This is a genomic window from Caballeronia sp. dw_19, from assembly GCF_018449515.1.
In the GTDB taxonomy this organism is placed as follows: Bacteria; Pseudomonadota; Gammaproteobacteria; order Burkholderiales; family Burkholderiaceae; genus Caballeronia.
Genome location: NZ_JAAVUQ010000019.1, coordinates 15023 through 37097 on the forward strand (window position 1 = coordinate 15023; position 22075 = coordinate 37097).

20 protein-coding genes are annotated in these 22075 nt (G+C 60.1%); 15 read left to right on the forward strand and 5 right to left on the reverse strand.

All coding sequences use genetic code 11. From position 1 onward, the window contains the following. Positions 1-68 precede the first annotated feature (68 nt). The gene (locus HB376_RS23390; RefSeq protein WP_213766049.1) at positions 69-1157 is read right to left on the reverse strand and encodes an alpha/beta hydrolase; all 1089 of its coding nucleotides are present in this window, start codon (positions 1155-1157) and stop codon (positions 69-71) included. A 345-nt stretch (positions 1158-1502) separates the two neighbouring features. Here HB376_RS23390 and HB376_RS23395 point away from each other — a divergent pair, with 345 nt between their 5' ends. The 4 genes from HB376_RS23395 to HB376_RS23410 all read left to right on the forward strand — a co-directional run bounded on the left by HB376_RS23395 (position 1503) and on the right by HB376_RS23410 (position 7328). Beyond that, a complete protein-coding gene (locus HB376_RS23395; RefSeq protein WP_213766050.1) occupies positions 1503-2450 on the forward strand; it encodes a GlxA family transcriptional regulator in 948 nt (315 codons plus the stop codon). 487 nt (positions 2451-2937) lie between these two features. Then, positions 2938-3417, forward strand: a complete 480-nt coding sequence (locus tag HB376_RS23400; RefSeq protein ID WP_213766051.1) for a hypothetical protein — start codon at positions 2938-2940, stop codon at positions 3415-3417. 1466 nt (positions 3418-4883) lie between these two features. Then, positions 4884-5399: a peptide-methionine (R)-S-oxide reductase MsrB gene (gene msrB / locus HB376_RS23405; protein WP_213766052.1), complete on the forward strand. Its 516-nt coding sequence runs from the start codon at positions 4884-4886 to the stop codon at positions 5397-5399. Positions 5400-5507: 108 nt separating this feature from the next. Further along, complete coding sequence (locus tag HB376_RS23410) at positions 5508-7328, forward strand: cytochrome c biogenesis protein DipZ (protein ID WP_213766053.1); 1821 nt, start codon at positions 5508-5510, stop codon at positions 7326-7328. Between the two features lie 31 nt (positions 7329-7359). On the opposite strand, the gene HB376_RS23415 is transcribed toward HB376_RS23410, so the two are convergent. Further along, positions 7360-8064 carry an SAM-dependent methyltransferase gene (locus tag HB376_RS23415; protein WP_213766054.1) on the reverse strand — a complete coding sequence of 235 codons (705 nt, stop codon included), beginning with the start codon at positions 8062-8064 and terminating at the stop codon, positions 7360-7362. A 204-nt stretch (positions 8065-8268) separates the two neighbouring features. Here HB376_RS23415 and HB376_RS23420 point away from each other — a divergent pair, with 204 nt between their 5' ends. The 5 genes from HB376_RS23420 to HB376_RS23440 all read left to right on the forward strand — a co-directional run bounded on the left by HB376_RS23420 (position 8269) and on the right by HB376_RS23440 (position 13900). Continuing rightward, positions 8269-9288 carry a LacI family DNA-binding transcriptional regulator gene (locus tag HB376_RS23420; protein WP_213766055.1) on the forward strand — a complete coding sequence of 340 codons (1020 nt, stop codon included), beginning with the start codon at positions 8269-8271 and terminating at the stop codon, positions 9286-9288. Between the two features lie 2 nt (positions 9289-9290). Next, the gene (locus HB376_RS23425) at positions 9291-10778 is read left to right on the forward strand and encodes a sugar ABC transporter ATP-binding protein (RefSeq protein ID WP_213766056.1); all 1488 of its coding nucleotides are present in this window, start codon (positions 9291-9293) and stop codon (positions 10776-10778) included. Next, positions 10759-11775: an ABC transporter permease gene (locus HB376_RS23430; RefSeq protein ID WP_213766057.1), complete on the forward strand. Its 1017-nt coding sequence runs from the start codon at positions 10759-10761 to the stop codon at positions 11773-11775. The genes HB376_RS23425 and HB376_RS23430 overlap by 20 nt, the downstream gene beginning before the upstream one ends. 62 nt (positions 11776-11837) lie before the next feature. Next, positions 11838-12800: a substrate-binding domain-containing protein gene (locus HB376_RS23435; RefSeq protein WP_213766058.1), complete on the forward strand. Its 963-nt coding sequence runs from the start codon at positions 11838-11840 to the stop codon at positions 12798-12800. 44 nt (positions 12801-12844) lie between these two features. After that, entirely contained in the window at positions 12845-13900 is a 1056-nt protein-coding gene (locus HB376_RS23440) for a sugar phosphate isomerase/epimerase (RefSeq protein ID WP_213766059.1), read from the forward strand. A 93-nt stretch (positions 13901-13993) separates the two neighbouring features. Here the strand turns inward: HB376_RS23440 and HB376_RS23445 are convergent, their stop codons facing one another. The 3 genes from HB376_RS23445 to gndA all read right to left on the reverse strand — a co-directional run bounded on the left by HB376_RS23445 (position 13994) and on the right by gndA (position 17286). Then, a complete protein-coding gene (locus HB376_RS23445) occupies positions 13994-15136 on the reverse strand; it encodes a hypothetical protein (protein WP_213766060.1) in 1143 nt (380 codons plus the stop codon). Continuing rightward, on the reverse strand, positions 15126-15695 hold the full coding sequence (locus tag HB376_RS23450; protein ID WP_213766061.1) for a DUF4365 domain-containing protein: 570 nt from the start codon (positions 15693-15695) through the stop codon (positions 15126-15128). Before HB376_RS23450 ends, HB376_RS23445 begins: the two co-directional genes overlap by 11 nt. 184 nt (positions 15696-15879) lie before the next feature. Continuing rightward, on the reverse strand, positions 15880-17286 hold the full coding sequence (gndA, locus tag HB376_RS23455; RefSeq protein WP_213766062.1) for an NADP-dependent phosphogluconate dehydrogenase: 1407 nt from the start codon (positions 17284-17286) through the stop codon (positions 15880-15882). Positions 17287-17684: 398 nt separating this feature from the next. Between gndA and HB376_RS23460 the strand changes: the two genes are divergently transcribed. The 6 genes from HB376_RS23460 to otnI all read left to right on the forward strand — a co-directional run bounded on the left by HB376_RS23460 (position 17685) and on the right by otnI (position 21978). Beyond that, the gene (locus HB376_RS23460) at positions 17685-18044 is read left to right on the forward strand and encodes a hypothetical protein (RefSeq protein ID WP_213766063.1); all 360 of its coding nucleotides are present in this window, start codon (positions 17685-17687) and stop codon (positions 18042-18044) included. A 65-nt stretch (positions 18045-18109) separates the two neighbouring features. Beyond that, the gene (gene panE, locus HB376_RS23465) at positions 18110-19066 is read left to right on the forward strand and encodes a 2-dehydropantoate 2-reductase (RefSeq protein WP_213766064.1); all 957 of its coding nucleotides are present in this window, start codon (positions 18110-18112) and stop codon (positions 19064-19066) included. Positions 19067-19238: 172 nt separating this feature from the next. Continuing rightward, positions 19239-19847, forward strand: a complete 609-nt coding sequence (locus tag HB376_RS23470) for a chromate transporter (RefSeq protein ID WP_213766065.1) — start codon at positions 19239-19241, stop codon at positions 19845-19847. Then, positions 19844-20374: a chromate transporter gene (locus HB376_RS23475; RefSeq protein WP_213766066.1), complete on the forward strand. Its 531-nt coding sequence runs from the start codon at positions 19844-19846 to the stop codon at positions 20372-20374. The genes HB376_RS23470 and HB376_RS23475 overlap by 4 nt, the downstream gene beginning before the upstream one ends. Before the next feature lie 265 nt (positions 20375-20639). Next, positions 20640-20978 (forward strand): thioredoxin family protein, encoded by a 339-nt coding sequence (locus HB376_RS23480; protein ID WP_213766067.1) that lies wholly within the window; start codon positions 20640-20642, stop codon positions 20976-20978. A 181-nt stretch (positions 20979-21159) separates the two neighbouring features. Next, positions 21160-21978, forward strand: coding sequence for a 2-oxo-tetronate isomerase (gene otnI, locus HB376_RS23485; RefSeq protein WP_213766068.1), 819 nt, complete (start codon positions 21160-21162; stop codon positions 21976-21978). The last annotated feature ends 97 nt before the right edge of the window (positions 21979-22075 follow it).

Sequence of the window (22075 nt, forward strand, 5' to 3'; positions counted from 1 at the left end):
CAAAGTACTGGGGATTAATGCCATGACGCCGGATAGATGTCCTTTCCGGGTACCAATCCCGTTGCGAGTCAGGTGGGGATGACGGTTCGCAGGAACTTCACGAGTTGGTCATTGACCACGTCAGGGGCTTCGTGCTGTACCCAGTGGCCGACACCATCGAGTTCGAGACCCCCGACGAGACCGGGAACGCCGGCGCGCATCTGGTCCACGGTAAGCGGATAAAGCTCTTTCAAGCCATCCGCCTTCCCCCAAATGAAAAATGAAGGTTGGGTAATCCTGGCGCCCTTCCACGGAGCGGACAAATAGAAGTACGGTTCGGCGGCTCGATAGTAGTTCAGACCACCGTGAAAGCCGGTGCGCTGGAATTCCGCGACGTTATGAGCGACGTAATCAGGTTCCGCCCATGACGGCAACGGTCCGGGGGCCGCACGGTGAAGGCTTCGTGCGGAATCCATGGGACTCCACCGCGTGTCTGCCGGAGCGGAGCCCGAGGCCCAATACAGAATTCCCGGAATGGTCACCGTGGCGTCGGCCCAGATCTGATCGGCGTCCGGTCGGATCTGTTCGAACATGTAGAAATCATCTTGATGGCCGGACTTCCGCATCTTCTCGAAGACGCTGACATCCCCACGAGGAACGAAAGGCACGCTCAGGCAGAACACAGCCTTAAATCGATCGGGACGCATCAGCGCCGCTTGCCATACGTGGGTTGCACCCCAGTCGTGACCCACGAGGACGGCACTCGGGATCTTCAGCGCATCGAGCAGACCAACCAGGTCACCGACCGTTTGCAGTGGCGTGTACAAGGCTGCGTCCGCCGGAGCCGAGCTGCGTCCGTAGCCGCGCATATCAGGAGCAATTGCTCGATATCCGGCAGATGCGATTGCTTTCATCTGTCGGCGCCACGTATAGGAGGTATCTGGAAATCCGTGGCAGAAGAGAACGGCAGGCCCTTCCCCTTGTTCAGTTACGTGCAAGGTGACGCCATTGGTAGCAATGTCGTACTCCTTGAGGCCCTCGTCGCCGCCAGGGCTCTCTGCTTCAGCCTGTTGACCCAGCAGCAGGCTTGCAGCAACGGCAGTCCCACTCGCGAGGAACGTGCGGCGAGAAATAATTGACCTGGAAACTGAAGCGGATGCTGTGATATTGCCAACCATAGGGTTGCCTCGAATAGAGATGCGTGAACTCGGGAACCCGCTCATGGTAGAACCTGGCAATACAGTCGGAAGGCCGTATATCCGACAATTCTGGCCATACTTGCGCAGTCGTGCGCATCACGTCAGTATCGACAGTAGAATCGCCGCGCGTCAGGCGTGATCGCGAAAGCAATGCCTGAGCGCCGGTTGCCAGCCGCACCAGTGGAATTATTGTGGAAGCTGGCAGATGTGGCGCGTTCGCATCAGTGATATCGCTGATCAATGTGATTCGACAGTCGGCACGGCTCGCGCACTGCGCCGGCATGCAAGGCTTAAAGTTGGCTGTACAACCTTCCAGGATTTGTCATGTTGCGCATCGGCTACATCGTCGTTCCAAACTTCCAGGTCATGATCTTCGGCGGCCTGACGGTGTTTGAAATGGCGAACCGGATGACTAAAGAACCGCACTACGACATACGTCTGATATCTGAAGGCGGAGGACCGGTTCGAAGTTCTCTTGGATATTCGGTTTTGACGGACAGTTTCGATGATGGCGGTTTCGACACGGTAATCATCGGCGGCGTCATTGATGGCGTTTACACGGCGAGCCCCGCACTGGTCGATTATTTAAGAGGAGCGGTGAAAAACACTCGCCGCGTTGCATCAATGTGCACGGGAGCCTTCTTTTTGGCTCAGGCCGGCGTTCTTGACGATCGGCGCGCCACGACCCACTGGGCGCACGCACGCGAATTGCAAACGACGTATCCGAGAATCAACGTCGAAGAAGATCGTATATTTATCGTGGATGGTCCGGTATGGACATCTGCGGGCATGACCGCGGGAACTGATCTCGCGATTTCGATGGTAGAACGGGATCTTGGTGTAAAAATAGCGCGGACTATTGCCAAGCGAATGGTCATGTTCCATCGACGTGCCGGCGGACAGTTACAGCACTCGACGTTGCTGGATCTCGATGCGAAGACCGATAGAATCCAGACCGCATTGGTCTATGCGAAAAGCAATTTGCACACCCCACTGACGGTCGACAGACTCGCTGAAGCTGCCAATTTGAGTGTGCGGCAGTTCACTCGCGCATTTCGTGAGGAGACGGGGCAGTCACCCGCGAAGGCTGTCGAGAATTTGCGGCTGGAAGCTGCGCGTCTCATGGTTGAGCAGGGAAGGTTGCCAATTGACGTCGTTGCACGAGAAACCGGTTTTGCTGATCCCGACAGAATGCGTCGCGCGTTTTTGCGAGCCTTCGGTCAACCGCCCCAGGCTATCCGCCGCAACGCGCGTGGCCATGCGAACGGTTGATATATAAATTCCTCTTCCCACCGGTGGCGACGTACCGTCGCGCCCGGTTAAGCACGAATTGTCGTTCGGTGTACACGGAATTCAGGGTGGGGAACTTACGCTGGTCTAACTGTAACGCGCACAACCTATCTGTCGTCGGCGGCACTATCCTGCCTCCGCGATTTTCATGTTCTGCGGCACAAGCAACGGCATTTTCCGCTTTCGCGTGACGCGGGTCGGTGATAGCGATCGTTAAAAAATCCTACTAAATCAAGGCGTATTTTTTCACCATTTACGGCAACTGACAGCTCCGGGATCGCTCAGGATTGTTGGAGAAACGCGGTCCAGCGCGCTAAGCGGACGAATAACGCGAGAAGTTGGCGGATTACAGCGATAGTCTTTCGCATGGGGACGGGACGCGGACAGTAAGGTGAAAGCTCGTTTGGCGGCCCTTCGGAATCGGCTAGAGCCGGGTGTCGTCATTCTTGTTTTTCGGAGTGCACGAGCTATGAGAATCCCCCTGTCCGCCGGCATTGCCGCGCTGTTCCTGAGCACCAGCGCGCTTGCGCAACAACCGATCGCTTTTCCGATGCGCAGCCAGAGTCCGGCGCAAACCAGTATCGATACCGCCATGTGCTACAGCTACGCCAATCAACATACCGGCGTGGTGATGGCACGCGTGTCCCAGGCGCCTGAAAAGCCGAAGACCGTGAAGCCTGGTGTGGTGCATCCGGTTGCGGTGGCGGCGCCGTTGCCATCGTCGGCGATTGCGATTTCGCCTGGGTCGGCGCCGGTTGCTGCATCGGCGATGGAGGCATCCTCGACGCCCACGCCCGGGGTTGCTGCGGATGCTCGCGCGGCCGCGCACGCAAGTTCGACTTCCGCCGATGCACCTATGCCCGCGTTGCCACCGCCCGAGCCGCCGATGGTTCAGTACTGGCGATCATATGGCGAATGTATGACCGACCGTGGGTATATGGTGCGGTGATTTTTCGCTCGCGCCGGTGGACGGGGATGGGTTTTGGGGTTTTGGGGTTTTGGGGTTAGTGGTTGGGGTTTATGCTGGGGTGGTCGGTTCTGGGGGTGGTGGTCGGGGTCTATGCCGGGGTGGTCGGTTCCGGGGTTAGCGGTCGGAGTCAATGCTGGGTTGCTGCTTTCGGCCGTGGTGGTCTGCAAGAGTCGGATTTTCTCTTTATCACTGTTAGCCACTGTGCGTGGCGGCACGTCATTTCTTTGTCCAAAGCGACAAAGAAACGAAGCAAAGAAAGCGCTTTCAACCACGCTACCCTAAGTGTCCACAGCGTGCAGTTTTGATTCATAGGTGCCCCAAAAGCACGGTGCTCGCCAGAGCGGAGGATGTGTGAACCCCTCCTTCTCCGAACACCGATACCCACACGCTTCGCCACCAGTGATTGAACCTGCCCAAGGGACACCCCGCGCTATCCGCGGACGACCTCCCTCCAAATATGTACGCGACGGACCACGTCGCTAACCACCAAGACACGGCCCACGCGGATGCATCGGGCCGTAGCTGGCGAGAAGAATCGTGCATGCCGCGTAACAACCCACCAAACATGAAGCCGTAAATATGCGTTCGGTCGTGTAGCCCACCAAAAAGCAGCGCACGGTCGGCCAACGCACCAAAAAACGCGGCAGCGAATACGCGTGAGGCCGTGCGGGTCCCTCGGCAATTCGTGCTTGCCCGAGAGCGTACGGGGCGAAGCGTGTTCGTGTCAGGATTCGCGAGAAGGAGGGGTTCAAACATTCTTCGCTCTGGCGAGCACCGTGCTTTTGGGGCACCTATGAATAGAAACTGCACGCTGTGGACACTTAGGGTAGCGGGTTGTAAAAGCGCTTTCTTTGCTTCGTTTCTTTGTCGCTTTGGACAAAGAAATGACGTGCCGCCACGCACAGTGGCTAATAGTGATAAAGAGAAAATCCGACTCAGGCAGACCGCTAACGCCGAAAGCAGCAACCCGGCATAGACCGCGACCGCTAACCCCGGAACCGACCAACCCAGCACTGACCCCGCCCACAGCCCCTGAAAGCATCAACCCTGAGCCCCTAAGCATGTCATGTCAACTCAATACCACCCGTATTACGCTATATTTACAAAAATATAGCGCAGCAAAAAAACGCGAAATACCCGCGGCGGTATCCACAGACCGGTCAAACGAATTTAATGGGTCACGTGTAACCGGCCATCACCCCTGGACGAACTAACAAACAGACGCGCAGAGAATAGTGGGGTTGATAAACCGCGCCACACACCGGTTGAAATAGTCCACAGGCCCTTCAAAATTCATCACGATTTTCCCGTTCCGAGGGATTAAAGCCGTGATTGAAGTGTTTGCCTGTTAGAACCACAACCGCGGTTCCCTGTAGCGAACCCCGAAAGCCGATCACACAAAGAACGGCCTTCCTTGAAAAGTTGGTTTTGTTCAGGAGCACATCATGCAGACCCGGCGTCGATTTATTTTCGCAGGCAGCGTTTTTGCGGCAGCGGCGTTTGCCGCGTTTAATCAACGTCGCGTGTTGGGTGCAACCGGAAAAGGCAGCAGCACCGCCGATGAATCGTTCGAGGTCGTTCACCCTGACGACCAATGGCGCCGTCTGCTGACGCCTGCGCAATACAACGTACTTCGGCACGAAGGCACAGAACGTCCTTACAGCAGCCCTTTGAACGACGAACATCGCAGCGGCACGTTCGCGTGCGCCGGATGCGAGCTCGACGTCTTTTCGTCGCGTACGAAGTTCGACAGCCACACCGGCTGGCCGAGCTTTTGGGCTCCGCTCGACCACGCGGTGGGAACGCATGAGGACTTGTCTTTCGGCGTCTCGCGTACTGAGGTGCATTGCCGGCGTTGCGGTGGGCATCTGGGCCATGTCTTCGATGACGGTCCAAAACCCACAGGTTTGCGCTATTGCATGAACGGCCTGGCAATGACGTTCAAACCCGCCGCTGCCTGAGCGTTATCTAAGCGTTACCCGAGTACGCCGCCTGATCCGCTGCACAAGCTATCGAAACTGCTTTGCGCTGAATCCCGACCACCAAAAGACCTAAGAACCTTCACGCTCATGTTACTCATTGTCCTGGCTTATCTTGGCGGCGCGCTCACTATCCTGAGCCCCTGCATCCTGCCCGTGTTGCCCTTCGTGTTCTCGCGGGCGGATCAACCGTTCGTGCGTAGCGGCCTGCCCTTGCTTGCCGGCATGGCCATCACCTTTGCAGCGGTCGCGACGCTCGCGGCAGTGGGCGGCGGCTGGGTGACGCAGGCGAACCAGTACGGCCGCTGGCTTGCTGTCGCATTGCTGGGTATCTTCGGCTTGACGTTGCTGTTGCCAAGCTTCGCCGAACGCCTCATGCGTCCGTTTGTCAGCGCGGGCAACCGGCTGACCGAATTTGCCCAGGCCGATGGACAACAAGTGCGCGCGAGTTCGTCGTTCCTGCTGGGCATTGCGACCGGCTTGCTGTGGGCGCCATGCGCCGGCCCGATTTTGGGCCTTGTACTGACCGGTGCGGCATTGCGCGGCGCGAGTGTCGGCACGACGCTGCTGCTGGTCGCTTACGCGGCAGGGGCTGCGACGTCGCTGGCGGTGGCGTTGCTCATCGGCGGCCGGGTGTTTGCTGCAATGAAACGCTCGCTGGGGGCGGGCGAGTGGATTCGTCGCGGTATTGGCGCTGCGATGTTGCTCGGTGTTGTCGCCATCTCGTTAGGACTCGATACCGGCGTGCTCGCGCGCGTGTCGACTGTTGCCACGGGCGGCATCGAACAGAAACTGGTGGACCTGTTATCAGGCGGTACGGCGCAGGCCAAGGCTGTCAACAACGAAACGGCGACACCCGCCCAGACCGCCACGGCAACCGATGCCGCCGCCGGACCCGCGATGATGCGTGCAGCCGCTCCCGCCGACGCGCCGCTGTCGCTGCCGGTGGAAGGCGAATTACCGTCGTTGTCCGGCGCCGTTCAATGGCTCAATTCGCCGCCGCTGACGGCGCAGGATTTACGCGGCAAGGTCGTGCTCGTCGATTTCTGGACTTACTCGTGCATCAACTGTTTGCGCTCGTTGCCTTACGTGAAAGCGTGGGCGCAGAAGTATCGTGATCAGGGGCTGGTCGTGATCGGCGTGCATGCGCCCGAGTTTGCATTCGAGCGCAACGTGGACAACGTTAAGCGAGCGACGCACGATCTGGGTGTCGACTATCCGGTTGCCATCGATAACAACTACGCAATCTGGCGTGCATTTGGGAACCAGTACTGGCCGGCGCATTATTTTATCGATGCCAAGGGGCAGATTCGTTTTCATCACTTTGGCGAAGGGGACTACGCGCATTCGGAACAGGTGATCCAGCAGTTGCTGGCGGAAGCCGGTCACGCGAATGCGGGCGCGATGGTCAGCGACGAAACCGTAGCGAAGGGCGTGCAAATGGCCGCCGATAACGCCGACATGCAGTCGCCGGAAACCTATGTAGGCTACGAGCGTGCGGAGAACTTTGCTGACCACGGCGGCGAGTCGCATGACCGCGTTCACACGTATGCGGCGCCTGCTCAACTCGCGCTTAACGACTGGGGTCTGGCGGGTGCATGGAAGGTAGAAGCCGAGCAAGCGACGCTGGCGGCATCGACGGGAACTATCGTTTATCGATTCCACGCGCGTGACTTGCATCTCGTGCTCGGACCAGGAAAGGACAACAAGCCGGTGAGGTTTCGCGTGAGCATCGACGGCGCGGCGCCGGGCGACGCACACGGGTCGGATGTCATGGCCGATGGCACCGGCACGGTCACGGAGCAGCGCTTATATCAACTCGTACGCCAGCCGGGCGATGTAAAAGATCGCACCTTCACCATTGAATTCCTGGATCCTGGTGTCGAGGCATATGCGTTCACGTTCGGTTGAGTGGCGAGAAGCGAACGCATAGGGCGCGGCCTTATGCGTCGTTGAAGCGATAAATCAGCAGGCGGCCTTTATAGGCGGCAGTATCGTCGAAGGCGATTTTATCCAGCCGTTCCTCGCGCATCTGGAAGCCGCGGTCGCCCATTTGCCGGTTGAACGCGGCTCGATTGCCCCGGTCGGGGTCCACGATCCAGACCTCCGCCGCCGCCGACGCATGCAGTCCGATGAACGCGGCGAGCGTTGCGTTGGCATCGCGTTCGTAGAGCAGGTCGCTGCCCATGATCAGGTCGAAGCGGCCATCGACAATACGGCGTCCTGCCTCATCTTCCAGCGTGTCTTCCAACTCGGGGATGGACCAGTTGCCGTGCCGGTATTTCATGGGCGGCAGGTGATTCAGGCGCAGGTTTTTATCGAGGAAGTCTGCGGTCAGTGGATGGCAATCGCTGGCGGTTACGTCCGCGCCGCGACGGTGTCCGACGAGGCTGGCGAGTGCCAGTCCGCAGCCGATTTCGAGAATTCGTTCGTCCAACAATACTGGCCGCAGGGCGAGGCGTGCGGCGAGATGTGCGCCGGATGGCCACAGCATGCCGAATAGCGGCCACATGGCGGAAGAGATGCCGATTCGTTCGGCGTCGCCGGTGGGGTCGGAGAATTGCTGAAGATCCAGCAGCGAGCGAATGATGAGGTCTTCAACGCCAGCAACGGCGATGTTTTGTTGCTTGGTCAGGTAACCGGGCATCAGGGGGGCGCAAAGTGAAGCCGCGCGGGGAGACGGGGACGTAGTATGCGCCAGTTTGGGCGTCGGGGGCCGGGATGTCCCGCGTGCGTGCTGTTTTGGGTGTTCGTGTGAACGACCTTCCTTCGTGTTTGTCCCTATCGCGCCCGCCGGCCTCCACTCCAATAATGTAATCCATTACATCCTGCGGGCTGTGAGTTGAAACAAATGACGGATTCATTTCGCACCGCCGATGAAATCTCGATCTCCGATGTCGCCCAGAAGGCGGGCGTATCGGTCGCGACTGTTTCCCGCGTCCTCAACGGCCACACCAACGTACGTGAACCCACCCGCGACAAAGTGCTCGCAGCGGTTGCGGCCAGCGGGTATCGAATCAATGAACTCGCCCGCAATTTGCGCACTGCCGAAAGCCGCATGCTGCTCACCATGGTTCCCGACTTCGGTAACCCGTTCTACGCCGCCATCGTTCGCGGTATCGACAGCGTCGCCCGTCAAAACGGCTATTTCATGCTGCTCTGCGATACAGGCGCCGATCCTGGCCGCGAGCGCAGTTACTTCGACCTGCTGCGAGGCCGCCGCGCCGACGGCGCCATCTGTCTCGATCCTGCCGCCATTCAGCAGGCGCTAGTCGAGGAAACTGCCACGCTGCCCTGGGTAGCGTGTTGCGAGTTTGATCCCGCGGCAGGCGTGCCGTATGTAGGCATCGACAACTATCAAGCCGCCGGCGATGCAGTACGCTACTTGCTCAGCCAAGGCCACCGGAAAATCGCGCTGATTAATTCGGGCCGAGGCTATTTATATAGCCGCCAGCGCGCAGAGGGCTATCGCGATGCGCTGAGCGCTGCGGGGATCGACGCTGATGCCGCCTGGCAGATCGACCTCGATACCCTCGATTACGCAGCCGGTGAAAGCGCCGCGCGCAAGCTGACACGCCTGCGGCGCAACCGACCGACTGCTGTGTTCGCCGTCTCCGATACCCTCGCCATCGGCGTAATCAACGGCTTGCGGGGCGTCGGCTTGCGCGTGCCGGACGACATGGCCGTAATGGGCTTCGACGATATCGCCGTCGCCGCGCAAATCGATCCGCCGCTGACGACGGTCGCTCAACCCATGCGCGAACTCGGCGAAACCGCCGCGCGCCTGCTGCTCAAACGCCTGCGCGAACCAAACGTACACGTGCCCGGCGTGCTGCTCCCGCACAAGCTGATGATAAGAAGGAGCGCGTGATCATGAGCCTGGCCGTCAGCTTCGACAACATCGAAAAACAGTTCGGACCGGTTCGCGTGCTGCACGGCGTGAGCTTCGACCTCGCACCTGGACGCATCTACGGCTTGCTTGGCGAGAACGGCGCGGGCAAGTCGACGTTGATGAAAATCCTCGCCGGCTATGAACGCCCGAGCGCGGGCACGTTCTCCATCGACGGCGTCGTCAAGTCCTTCGACAGTTCGCGCGATGCCGAAGCCACAGGCATCGTGCTGATCCATCAGGAGCTGAACCTCGCGGATCATTTGAGCATTGTGCAGAACATGTTTCTCGGTCATGAGAAACGGCGCGGCTTCTTCCTCGATGAACCCGCCATGCGCGAAGACGCACGCGCGCGTCTCGCCGATGTCGGCCTGCACAAGCACCCGGATACACGCGTGCGCGACCTGATCGTCGCGGAGAAGCAACTCGTGGAAATCGCCAAGGCCATGCTGCGCGATGCCCGCCTCTTGATCATGGATGAGCCCACCGCCACGCTCACGCCCGCTGAAACGCAACGCCTGTTCGCGTTGATGGCGCGGCTGAAGGACGACGGCGTGACCATCGTTTATATCTCGCACAAGCTCGATGAAGTGGAGCTTGTCACTGACGAGGTCATCGTGATGCGCGATGGCCGTTTCGTCACGCGCGGGTTGACTGCCGAGACCACGCGCCAGCAGATGGCGAACCTGATGGTCGGGCGCGAAGTGTCCGACATGTTCCCCGATAAACCCGTCATCGCCACCGATGCCCGCGTTGCGTTCAAGGTGGATAACGCCTATGTGCCGGGATGGGCGGAGAACGTGAGCTTCTCGGTGCGGGCAGGCGAAGTGTTCGGTTTCGCGGGACTTGTAGGCGCGGGACGCACGGAACTCTTCGAGGGACTGGTCGGCCTGCGGGCGCGCACAGCGGGACGCATCACGCTCGACGGCGAGAGCATCAATCCGCGCGATCCCCGCACCGCGATGAAACATGGCATCACGTACCTGAGCGAGGACCGCAAGGGACGTGGCCTGCACGTCGACATGGAGTTGAAAGACAACCTCACCATGATGACGCTGGAGCGCTACGCGCATCCGCTGCTCGACGCACAAGCAGAACGCGATGCGCTTAAAAAGGCGGTCGGCGATTTCGGTATCCGCACGGGCAACCTGGCGAGCCGTGCGCGCATGTTGTCGGGCGGCAATCAGCAAAAGCTCGCGCTCGCGAAGTTCCTGCACCCCGATCCACGCGTGGTTGTTCTCGACGAGCCCACTCGCGGTGTCGATGTCGGCGCGAAACGCGATATCTATTTCCTGATCCACGCGCTCGCCGCTGAAGGCCGTGCGGTGATCGTCATCTCATCGGAACTGATCGAGCTGATTGGTTTATGCCATCGCGTGGCGGTGATGCGCGGCGGCCAGCTTGTCGCCACGCTTGGGCCCGGACATCTGACTGAAGAGAGGTTGATCGCGCATGCGACCGGCACACACTGAAGGCGTTGAAGGATCGAGCCGGCTGGGCAACATCGCGCGGCGGCTGCACGGCGTCGGGCCACTGCTCGGGCTGGTCGCGCTATGCATAGGCGGCACGCTGCTGAACCCGGATTTCGCCACCTTCGACAACGCGATGAACGTCCTCACGCGAACCTCGTTCATCGGCATCATTGCCGTGGGGATGACCTTCGTGATCATCTCGGGCGGTATCGATCTGTCTGTCGGATCGATGGCCGCATTGATCGCGGGCAGCATGATCTGGATCATGAACGCGCTCGCGCACGGCGTGGGCGGACGCACCCTTGCGCCACTCGCCATTATCGCTGTCGGTGTTGTTTTAGCCCTTGTTTTAGGGGGTCTTTTCGGTTTGGCACATGGCCTGCTCGTGACCAAGGGGCGGATAGAACCGTTCATCGTGACACTGGGGACGCTCGGCATTTTTCGTGCGGTGCTGACGTGGCTCGCGGATGGCGGCGCGCTCACGCTCGACAACAATTTGTCCGATCTCTATGGCCCTGTGTATTACGCCAGCCTCTTCGGCATTCCCGTGCCGATCTGGGTGTTCCTGATCGTCGCAGCGGGCGGCGTGATCGTGCTGAACCGGACCGTGTTCGGGCGGCATGTGCAGGCTATCGGGTCGAACGAACAGGTCGCGCGTTATGCGGCCATTCGCGTCGATACCGTGAAGATAGTCACGTATGTGCTGCTTGGGCTGTGTGTAGGCGTGGCGACCGTGCTGTATGTGCCGCGCCTCGGGTCCGCAACCCCTACGACCGGCCTGCTCTGGGAGCTTGAAGCGATTGCGGCGGTGGTCGTTGGCGGAACCGCGTTAAGGGGGGGCGAAGGGCGCGTGATCGGGACGGTGATCGGCGCGATCCTGTTGTCGGTGATTGCGAACATCCTGAATCTCACCAGCATCATCAGCGTGTATCTCAACGCGGCAGTGCAAGGCGCCGTGATTATTTTCGTAGCGTTTTTACAGCGTGGACGTCGTTGAAGTGTGTTCGAACCGTGCCCTGACATCCTCTCAGGCGCCTGTCAAAACAATGGAGACACAGCATGAAAAACATTCTTCGCGCACTCGGCGCCCCACTCGTTACATTAGCGCTGGCGGCGGGCGCCGTCTCGGCCAACGCTGCCGATAAAGTCACGCTCGGCGTCGCTATCCCGACGGCGACGCACGGCTTCACCGGCGGTATTGTCTGGTGGGCCAACGAGGCTAAAAAGGAACTGGAACAGGCGCATCCTGACCTGAAGATCATCATCAAGACCGCGGCCGGCGCGCCGGAACAAGCGAATCAGTTGCAGGACCTGGTGACGGTGAACAAGATCAACACGCTGGTGATTTTCCCGTTCGAATCGGCTTCCTTGACGCAGCCGGTGGCGCAGGTCAAGAAGAAGGGCGTGTACGTGACCGTGGTGGATCGCGGGCTCACCGATACCAGCGCGCAGGACGCGTACGTAGCCGGCGACAACACCGCATTCGGCAAGCTGCCGGCTGAATATCTCGCGAAGACGATGGACGGCAAGGGCGATATCGTGGCGTTGCGCGGCATCCCGACCACGCTCGATAACGAACGCTGGGCTGCGTTTGAATCGGTGATCAAGCAGCATCCCGACATGAAGATCCTGGATGCCAAATACGCCAACTGGAATCGCGACGACGCGTTCAAGGTCATGCAGGATTACCTGACGCGTTTCAAGCATATCGACGCGGTCTGGGCGGCCGATGACGACATGATGATCGGCGTGCTGAAGGCCATCGATCAGGCGAAGCGTACGGACATCAAGCAGGTATTTGGCGGCGCGGGATCGAAGGAAGCGGTCAAGCGGATCATGGACGGCGACAAGCTCGTGCAGGCGGATGTGTCGTACTCGCCCAAGTTCATCTATGACGCGATCAAGCTCACAGCTGAAGCCCGTTTGAAGGGCGAAAAGTTGCCGCCGACGACCATCATTCCTTCGGTGCTGATCACGAAAGACAACGCCAAACAGTTCTATTATCCGAATTCGCCGTTCTGAATTCCGGGCGGTTTGAACACAGCTACGTTAGCGGATCGATGCTCATGAAAACCATCAAAGGCCCCGCCATTTTCCTGGCGCAGTTTCTAGGCGACACCTTGCCCTTCGATAACCTCGCGCATCTTGCGGGCTGGGCGAAGGGCCTGGGTTACGAAGGTATCCAGGTGCCGTGCGATCCGCGGCTGATCGATCTTGAGCAGGCTGCAAAGAGCGATGCATATTGCGACGATCTGCTTCGCGTAGTGGGCGACGCGGGCGTTAGCATCACGGAGTTATCGACGCATTTGCAGGGGCAGCTCGTCGCGGTTCACCCGGCCTACGACACGCTCTTCGATGGTTTTGCCGCCGCGCATGTCCGCGGCGATCCCAAGGCTCGCACGGCTTGGGCGATCGAACAGGTCGGGTTCGCGGCGGCGGCATCGAAGCGCCTGGGGTTGAGCGCCCATGTGACGTTTTCCGGGGCGTTGGCGTGGCCTTATTTGTATCCGTGGCCGCAGCGTCCACAGGGTCTGGTGGAGGCCGCGTTCGAGGAACTGGCGCGGCGCTGGCGGCCGTTGCTCGATGCCTTCGATCAGGCTGGCGTGGATGTTTGCTACGAGTTGCATCCGGGTGAGGATTTGCATGACGGCGTGACCTTCGATCGTTTTCTTGCTGCTGTCGACCATCATCCGCGCGCGAACATTTTGTTCGATCCGAGTCACTTCTTGCTGCAGCAACTGGACTACCTTCAGTTCATCGATATCTATCACGAACGCATCAAGGCTTTCCATGTGAAGGACGCCGAGTTCCGCCCTAACGGCCGGCAGGGCGTGTACGGCGGTTATTCGGGGTGGGTGGATCGGGCAGGGCGATTCCGGTCGCTGGGCGACGGGCAGATCGACTTTGGAGCGATCTTTTCGAAGATGGCGCAGTACGATTTTCCCGGCTGGGCTGTGCTTGAATGGGAGTGCGCGTTGAAGCATCCGGAGGATGGCGCGCGGGAGGGGGCGGACTATATCCGCAAGCATATTATTCGCGTAGCGGATCGAGCGTTCGATGACTTCGCCGGAAGCGGCGCGAACGGTGAGCAAATACGGGAGGTGCTGGGGTTCGGGCCTTAAAACTCGGGCTTTAAGACTCGGGCCTCAAGACCCGGGTCTTGAAGCACCGAACGCCAGTCCATCACCCTGTCTCCAGGCCGGCCCCGAATTTTCTTAGCCAAGACCCGGCCCAATCAGGATAAAGCTCGTCACGTCGGTCATCGTACGCGGTTGACGACCGGGACGCAGGCGTCCCGCGATTCGAACCAGGGTGCGATCATCAAGGTGAGCAGTGACTGCTCTCGCATACTGTTCCTGATCGAGTACGACGCGGGCCTTGACGATCTCGCCCTCACGCAAGAGCAGCGCCACGACTACCTCGCCGGCCCGATTTCCTTCAATATCGAATTCACCGTTCAGATGCTCGACTGTTCCGATGAAGACGTCGTCGCGGTCACGCTCGACCGCACGCAGTTCCCGGCGCACGTCGTCAATACGCCCGAAGTAATCGCTTCGAATCCTGATGTTCTCACCGGGCGTGGCGTCCTGCGGTAAGGCCACAGTTGTCGCCCAACGAAACGACATATCGATGTTGTTGCGCACGTCGTCATTGTGAAGACGAGTCAGCGCTTCGCAAAGATTCGACGAAACGACTGGCGAGGCCGCTGCCTTTTGCGAATCCACGAAACGGCTCAGCCCGTCCTCTTCGATGGCCCTGACGAGTTGGCGCACGCCATTTCTGGCGGTAAGCATGGTCATGCGCACAAACGAGTCGTTCGCCTGCGCGAGGTCGGGCATGGAAGGCGTTTCCATAGCGTCGACAGGACACGACACGCGGACCACGAAGCTGCCTCGCTCGGTATGTCCGAACCGTGCATGACCGGCAAGCTGTGTAGCTTCCGCCCTGTGCAGACGCGGGTGATGAGTCTGGGGACGCAATACGGTACAGGCCGACGCGAGCAAAATCTGCTCAGCGCCCAGCAGCAACGAAGCGGCGAACGACAAGGGCAGGCCGTCATCAATCGAGCCGCCGCTCGTCACGCGGTAGTAAATGGAGTCGTCACGCGAGATGGCAGCGAGCTGAACCAGATCCGCCAGCTTCATACCCTGCAGGTCTGCGAGCTTGGACAAGGCGAGTTCGCATGCCTCGGCGTAGTCCGGCGCATCCTGATCCATCGGAATAACGATCTGGCGACGCGGCGCGGCGGCGTGATGCATGACGTAAAGACGGTCCACGATGCCATCGGGCAGCGACTCCCATCCCAGCGATTTCACGAAATCACGCAGGCCTGACGGTGATAAATCTTTAATCGCCATGAGGAACTCGATGAGCGGGCGCTTTATAAGCAGGAATTTCGCGGCGCGAGATGCTCGCCATGAGTTTCATAAGACCGGTACCGTCGAACACTTGGTTCTTCGGAATTTTTACCGTAACGCCTGCGTGGTTGTCTGTGGGCGGCGCGCCGCGCAGACTGACCCAGTACGCGCATTTTCGCAGCACGAGTTGCTCGTGGGAGTGTGTCAGCCAGTCTTCGGCTTTCGGCGGCAGGAACAACACGGCAAGTATCCGCGGCGACGCGTGTGTTTCGCGGCGCAGATCGTCGTATTGCTGCGTGCCGGACAGGAAATAGGAGAGCGAGTCGCCGTCGTCGAATGGCGGCTTGATGCTTGCCTTCAGCTGGACCTTGATGTCGACTTCGGTCAGGCTTCCGCCATTCGGAAATGGCTCCCAACCGGTGAGCATGGCATCGATGCCGGCATTGTCATCGTGCCGGTTGCTCGTCTTGCAGTTGACGCCCGCGTGGGATGCAATTGCGTGGAGGTAAGCGTAACTCAACTCCGATTCCCGATTTACTGCTGTGAGCGCTGTTGCCATGATCTTCCCGCAGTTCTGTTATCCATCGACAGGAAAGCATAGGGGAAACATGATTTTTCGACTTGTGGAAAAATTCGCTGCGACAAAATTTGACGCTTTGCTCAGGGCAAAAGAAAACGCCGACGCGAATGCGTCGGCGCAGAACTACCGGAAAGACCAGCCGCTTTTCAGCGGCCTCAGCTTCTTACGACCAGTCGGCGTGGAAACTACCCTTCTTATCCACGCGTTCGAACGTATGCGCACCGAAGAAATCGCGCTGTGCCTGAACCAGATTCGCCGGCAACGTCTCCGACCGGTAACTATCGTAATAAGCCACCGCCGACGAGAACGCCGGCACCGGCACACCCGCCTTCACCGCGGCCACGACCACGTCGCGCAACGCACCCTGATACTTCGTCGCGATGTCGGTGAAATACGGATCGAGCAGCAAGTTGTGCAAGTCCGGGTTGGTCTTGTAAGCGTCCGTGATCTTCTGCAAAAAGCCCGCACGGATAATGCAACCTGCCCGGAAGATCTTCGCGATCTGGCCATATTGCAGGTCCCACTTGTACTCTTCCGACGCCGCGCGCAACTGCGCAAACCCCTGCGCATACGAGACAATCTTGCTCAGGAACAATGCGCGCCGCACGGATTCGACAAACGCATCACGATCGCCATCGAACTTCGGCGACGGTCCCGTCAACTGCTTGCTTGCTTCAACGCGCTGATCCTTCAGCGAAGACAGCACGCGCGCAAACACAGCTTCGGTAATCAGCGGCAACGGAGCGCCAAGGTCAAGCGCATTCTGGCTGGTCCACTTGCCCGTGCCCTTTTGCGCCGCGCGGTCGAGAATGACATCGACCAGATCCTTGCCCGTCTCCTCATCCTTCTTCGAGAAGATCTTCGACGTGATCTCGATCAGGTAACTATCCAGTTCGCCCTTGTTCCACTCGACATACACGCGGCCCAGTTCTTCGTTCGACAAGCCTGCCACGCGCTTGAGCACGTCGTAGCTTTCGGCGATCAACTGCATGTCGCCGTATTCGATCCCGTTATGCACCATCTTCACGTAATGTCCCGCGCCGTCCGGGCCCATGTACGCGACGCACGGTTCGCCGTCCGGCGCCTTGGCAGCGATCTCGGTCAGGATCGGCGCTACCAGGTCATACGCTTCCTTCTGGCCGCCCGGCATGATCGACGGGCCTTTCAACGCGCCTTCCTCACCGCCGGACACACCCGTGCCAATGAAGTGCAGCCCCGACTTGGCAAGGTCGGTGTTGCGGCGGATGGTATCGGTGAAATGGGTGTTGCCGCCGTCGATCAGGATGTCGCCCTTGTCGAGGAGAGGCCGTAGCGAGTCGATGGTGGCGTCGGTGCCCTGGCCGGCCTTGACCATCAGCAGGATGCGGCGCGGTTTTTCAAGCGACTCGACAAATTCTTCCAGCGTGTACGAAGGCACGAGTTTCTTGTCGGGATGCTCGGCTATCAGCTCGTCGGTTTTTTCGCGGCTGCGGTTGTACACGGACACCGCATGTCCGCGGCTCTCGATGTTCAACGCCAGATTGCGTCCCATGACGGCGAGGCCTACAACGCCGATTGCTTGCTTGCTCATGTTTCTCTCCGAATGACCGAAGCGCGGGCGGCTCGTGGCTACACACGCGACGGATGCGATTTGTCAATTGGGGCGGTGCCCGCGACGGCGTTCCGGACAGGCTCTCGCGCCGGGAAACAATGGCGAAAGCGGCACGGACACTACGCGATCGGCCAGTCTGGCTGGCTTTTCTCGCGCGAACGCCGCGCGGAACGCGCAGACGGAGCGAGATTACCACTTTGACACGGCGCTGGCAGACATCGCACGCGCCCGCACGACCGGACAGCGGCTGGACAGCACGTCGGCAGCACGCTGGCCGCAACCGGGCAACACGCCTGACACCGGTCTAGAATGAGCACCCGCGACCCGTTTCAGGCGCGGCGCGACTCGCTTGAACCCAGGCGAAACAGGGCAACCGCATGGCGCTTCGGAAAAAGACTCAGGAAAAGACTCACCCAAGGACTCACCATTACCACGTCTACGTGATCGAACTGGCCGACACCGTCTGGAACGAAGCGCGTTTCCGGCGCGCGAATCCGGGTTACGTGCTCGGCATGCCCTTCGTCTACGTAGGCATGACGGGTATTGATCCTGACGTTCGTTTCGACAAACACAAGGCCGGCATCCAGTCGAACCGGTATGCGCGGGAATTCGGGCTGCGACTGTTGCCGCGGCTCTACGAACTGTATAACCCGATGCCTTACGAAGGTGCGCGGGAGATGGAAGTGGAATTGGCAATTGGCTTGCGGGAAGCCGGATACGGCGTCTGGCAGGCGTAGAAACCAGGCGGCGCCGTCGCATCCGCGGCCGGCGTTCTGATCAGACTAAATGCAAGGAGCGGGACATGCGGATTCTGGTGGTGGGTGCGGGCGCGATTGGCGGCTATTTTGGTGGACGGCTGCTCGACGCGGGCCGCGACGTGACATTCCTCGTGCGCGAGCGGCGGGCCGCGCAACTCGCGCAGACCGGCCTCAACGTGCGCAGCCCGAACGGCGATCTGTCCATACCCAATCCGCCCATCGTGCTGGCGAAAGACGTACGCGAGCCGTTCGACCTGATCCTGCTTAGTTGCAAGGCTTACGACCTCGACGGCGCCATCGAGTCGATAAAAACCTCGGTCGGCCCGAACACCGCCATCCTGCCGATGCTCAACGGCATGCATCACCTCGATGTGCTCGAAGCGCAATTCGGTGCGGAGCGCGTGCTTGGCGGTCAGTGCATCGCGGCCGTGACGCTTGATGCCGACGGCACCATCGTTCACTTGAACAAGCTGCATTCCATGGCGTTCGGCGAGCGCGCAGGGGGTTTATCCCCGCGAATTGAAGCCATCTCGGCACAGTTGTCAGGCGCGCAATTCGACGCGGTAGCCAGCCCCGAGATCATTCAATCGATGTGGGAAAAGTGGGTGTTCCTCGCAACGCTCGCGGCCGGTACGTGCCTGATGCGCGCACCGGTCGGCGACATCATCGCGGCGCCGGGCGGCCAGAAGCTGCTGCTCGATCTCTTCGATGAAGCCCGCGCCATTGCAACCGCGAACGGTTTTACGCCGGGGGAAGCCGTGGTCGCGCGTGCGCGAGGGATGTTCACGGAGCCCGGCTCCACGATCACCGCCTCGATGCTGCGCGATCTGGAGAACGGCGCGCGGATCGAAGCGGACCACGTGGTGGGCGATCTGATTGCGCGTGCCAAAGGGGCTAAAGATGTCCAGGGACCGATCAGCACGCCGGTTTTCTCGACGGCCTACACGCACTTGAAAGCTTACGAATCCCGCCGCGAACGTGGCGACGTCAAGGCTTCGTAAGCCGAATCGGGCGATGAGAACGGGATGGATGCCGTGCTGTTGCCTTTGTTGCCTTTGTTGCCTCGTTGCCTGAAAAAATCCGCATCGCGCTTTAAACAGCCATTCCGTACTTTGAAGCAACGGGCATAACGCGTTACGCTTTGCGCTTCTCAAAAGTAACGCTCGCCGAACCATGCACGATCATGCCTTGCAAGAGCCGCTCGCCCCGCCGACTGTCGCGGAAATTTTTATCGGCTTCCTCACGCTCGGGCTGATCGCGTTCGGCGGCGCGTTGCCGCTTGCACGGCGCGAAATCGTCGAGCGGCGCAAGTGGCTCACCCCCGACGAATTCGTCGATCTGCTGGGCCTGTGCCAGTTTTTGCCGGGCGGCAACGTGATCAACTTCTCGGTTGCGGTCGGCATGAAATTTCGCGGCGTGGCGGGGGCGCTGGCCGGGCTGCTCGGGTTGATCGTGGGGCCTTCGCTGATCGTGATCGGACTCGGCGTGCTGTATCAACGCACGCATCAAGACCCTCATATTCGTCATTTGTTCGCGGGACTCGCTGCGGCGGCCGCTGGCTTGCTGGTGTCGATGGCGATCAAGGTAGCGTGGCCGCTGCGGCACAAACTCTCCATGGCGGCGATCGCAGCCGTAGCGTTCATCGCGATCGCGTTGCTGCGCTTGCCGTTGTTGCCGGTCATGCTCGTGCTCACACCGGTTTCAATTTTCATCGCGTCGCGGGTGAATCGCGAAGTGAAGCCCGAAGCGAATCGGGAAGCGAAGCGCGGGGAGGGCCAATGAATCACGATCTCGTTTCGCTTGCGGCCATTTTCAGCCAGCTTTCACTGCTCGCTTTCGGCGGCGGCAATACCATCCTGCCCGAGATGCAGCGGCAGGTAGTGGACATACATCAGTGGATGTCGAAGGCGGATTTTTCTGCGCTGTTCGCGCTCGCGCAGGCGGCGCCCGGACCGAACATGATGATCGTGACGCTGATCGGCTGGCATGTGGCCGGCTGGCCGGGCGTGCTGGTGACATCGATTGCCAAGTTCGGGCCGTCGTCAATCGTGACGGTCGCGGCCATGCACGCCTGGGAACGCTTCAAGGATCACCCATGGCGTCGGTACGTCCAACTCGGTCTCATACCGATGACAGCCGGCCTGGTCGCGGCGAGTGCGTCGTTGATTGCCGAAGCATCGGACACCCGCTGGATACTCGCGGCCATCACGGCGGTCATCGCGTTCCTGTCGTTCAAGACCAAGCTGCATCCGCTGTGGTTGCTGGCCTTGGGCAGCCTGATCGGGCTGACCGGTTTCGGGCAGTTCTAGACCGGCGTCGACTTTGAAGGCGAAAAGCCGGGCCGGTTGCGGATATGGGCCTTGGGAACAAGGGAGGCGTTGGTCACGCGGCATCGACGAGTTCAGCTATGGCATGAACATCGCGGAAAGTGAATTTGCCGTGCGCAAGCGGCGGTATTGAGAAGGGGAGCAGGACCTTTGCCGCGTCGCTGTGATCGGGCGAAAAGCCGCATCGAGCGCGTCAGGCCGTTGCTGAATAGAATGGCCTGAGTTTCGTTTCGAGGAGAAAGAACTGATGGCGATGACCACTGAATTCGCACTTACTGCGCCGTCTCGCGATGAGATCGACGCACTCGCCGGGCCGACGGTGATCGAATTCGGCACCGCCTGGTGCGGCTATTGCCGTGCGGCCCAGCCGCTGATTGCGGAGGCCTTCCAGGACCACGCCGGTGTCCGGCATTTGAAGATCGAGGATGGCAGCGGCCGCCCGCTCGGCCGCTCATTCCGGGTCAAACTCTGGCCAACGCTGATCTTCCTCGACAACGGGCTGGAGGTCGCGCGGGTCGTGCGGCCGAAAAGTACATCGGAAATCCGCGATGCTTTCGCGCTGATCGACCATCCGGTTTCGCCATGACGAGGGTTTTTACCGATCATTCGGGGCGTGGTGTCCGGGAATATCATCGCTTCGAAGGGTAAAACGGACCACGGGCAAACCGGGCGCGGGAGTTGCGCACGCTGTCTTGCGCGCCGCTTCGGCAATGCGTGCGCGCGACGCCGTCCGCTCCGGCGTTACCCTGACCAGCAGGAGGTTCACCATGCCGCGTTTCGCCGCCAACCTCACCATGATGTACAACGAACACGCGTTCCTCGACCGTTTTGGCGCGGCGGCGCGTGATGGTTTCAAGGCGGTGGAATTCCTGTTTCCCTATGAATTTCCGCCGGCGGAGATCAAGGCCCAGCTCGTGGACAATGGCCTGAAGCAGGTGCTGTTCAACGCGCCACCCGGCGACTGGACGGGCGGTGAACGCGGCCTTGCATCGTTGCCGGGACGCGAGGAGGAGTTCAGCCGGAGCATCGAGATCGCGCTGGACTATGCCGCGGCGCTCGGCAACGACCGGCTCCATGTAATGGCGGGGCTGATGGAAACGCCACAGGCAATGCAACATTCGCGCGAACAGCATCGCGATGTCTATATCAAGAACCTCACGCTGGCCGCCAGCATGGCGCAAACGGCTCGTGTCACCATCGTGATCGAGCCGATCAATACGCGTGACATGCCCGGCTATTTCCTGAACCGGCAAGATGACGCGCAAGCGATCTGCGAAGAGATCGGCTTGCCGAATCTGCAAGTCCAGTTCGATTGCTATCACTGCCAGATCGTCGAAGGCGATCTGGCAGTCAAGCTTCGCCGCGACATGAAACGGCGCAACGCGGGTATCGGCCATATTCAGATTGCCGGCGTGCCCTACCGCAACGAGCCGGATACGGGCGAAGTCAACTATCCGTACCTTTTTGATCTCATCGATTCACTCGGCTATGGCGGGTGGATCGGCTGCGAATATCGGCCGCGCGCAGGCACGTCCGACGGCCTGGGCTGGCTCACGCCGTATCGTCATGCGGGCCGCGCATCATGACCATGCCGATAAGCTCCGATGCGCCATGTCGGGGCCGGTGGTTCGCTTTGATAGCGCTGAATCAAGCGTTGAAACCACCCGCACGACGCTGAAACTT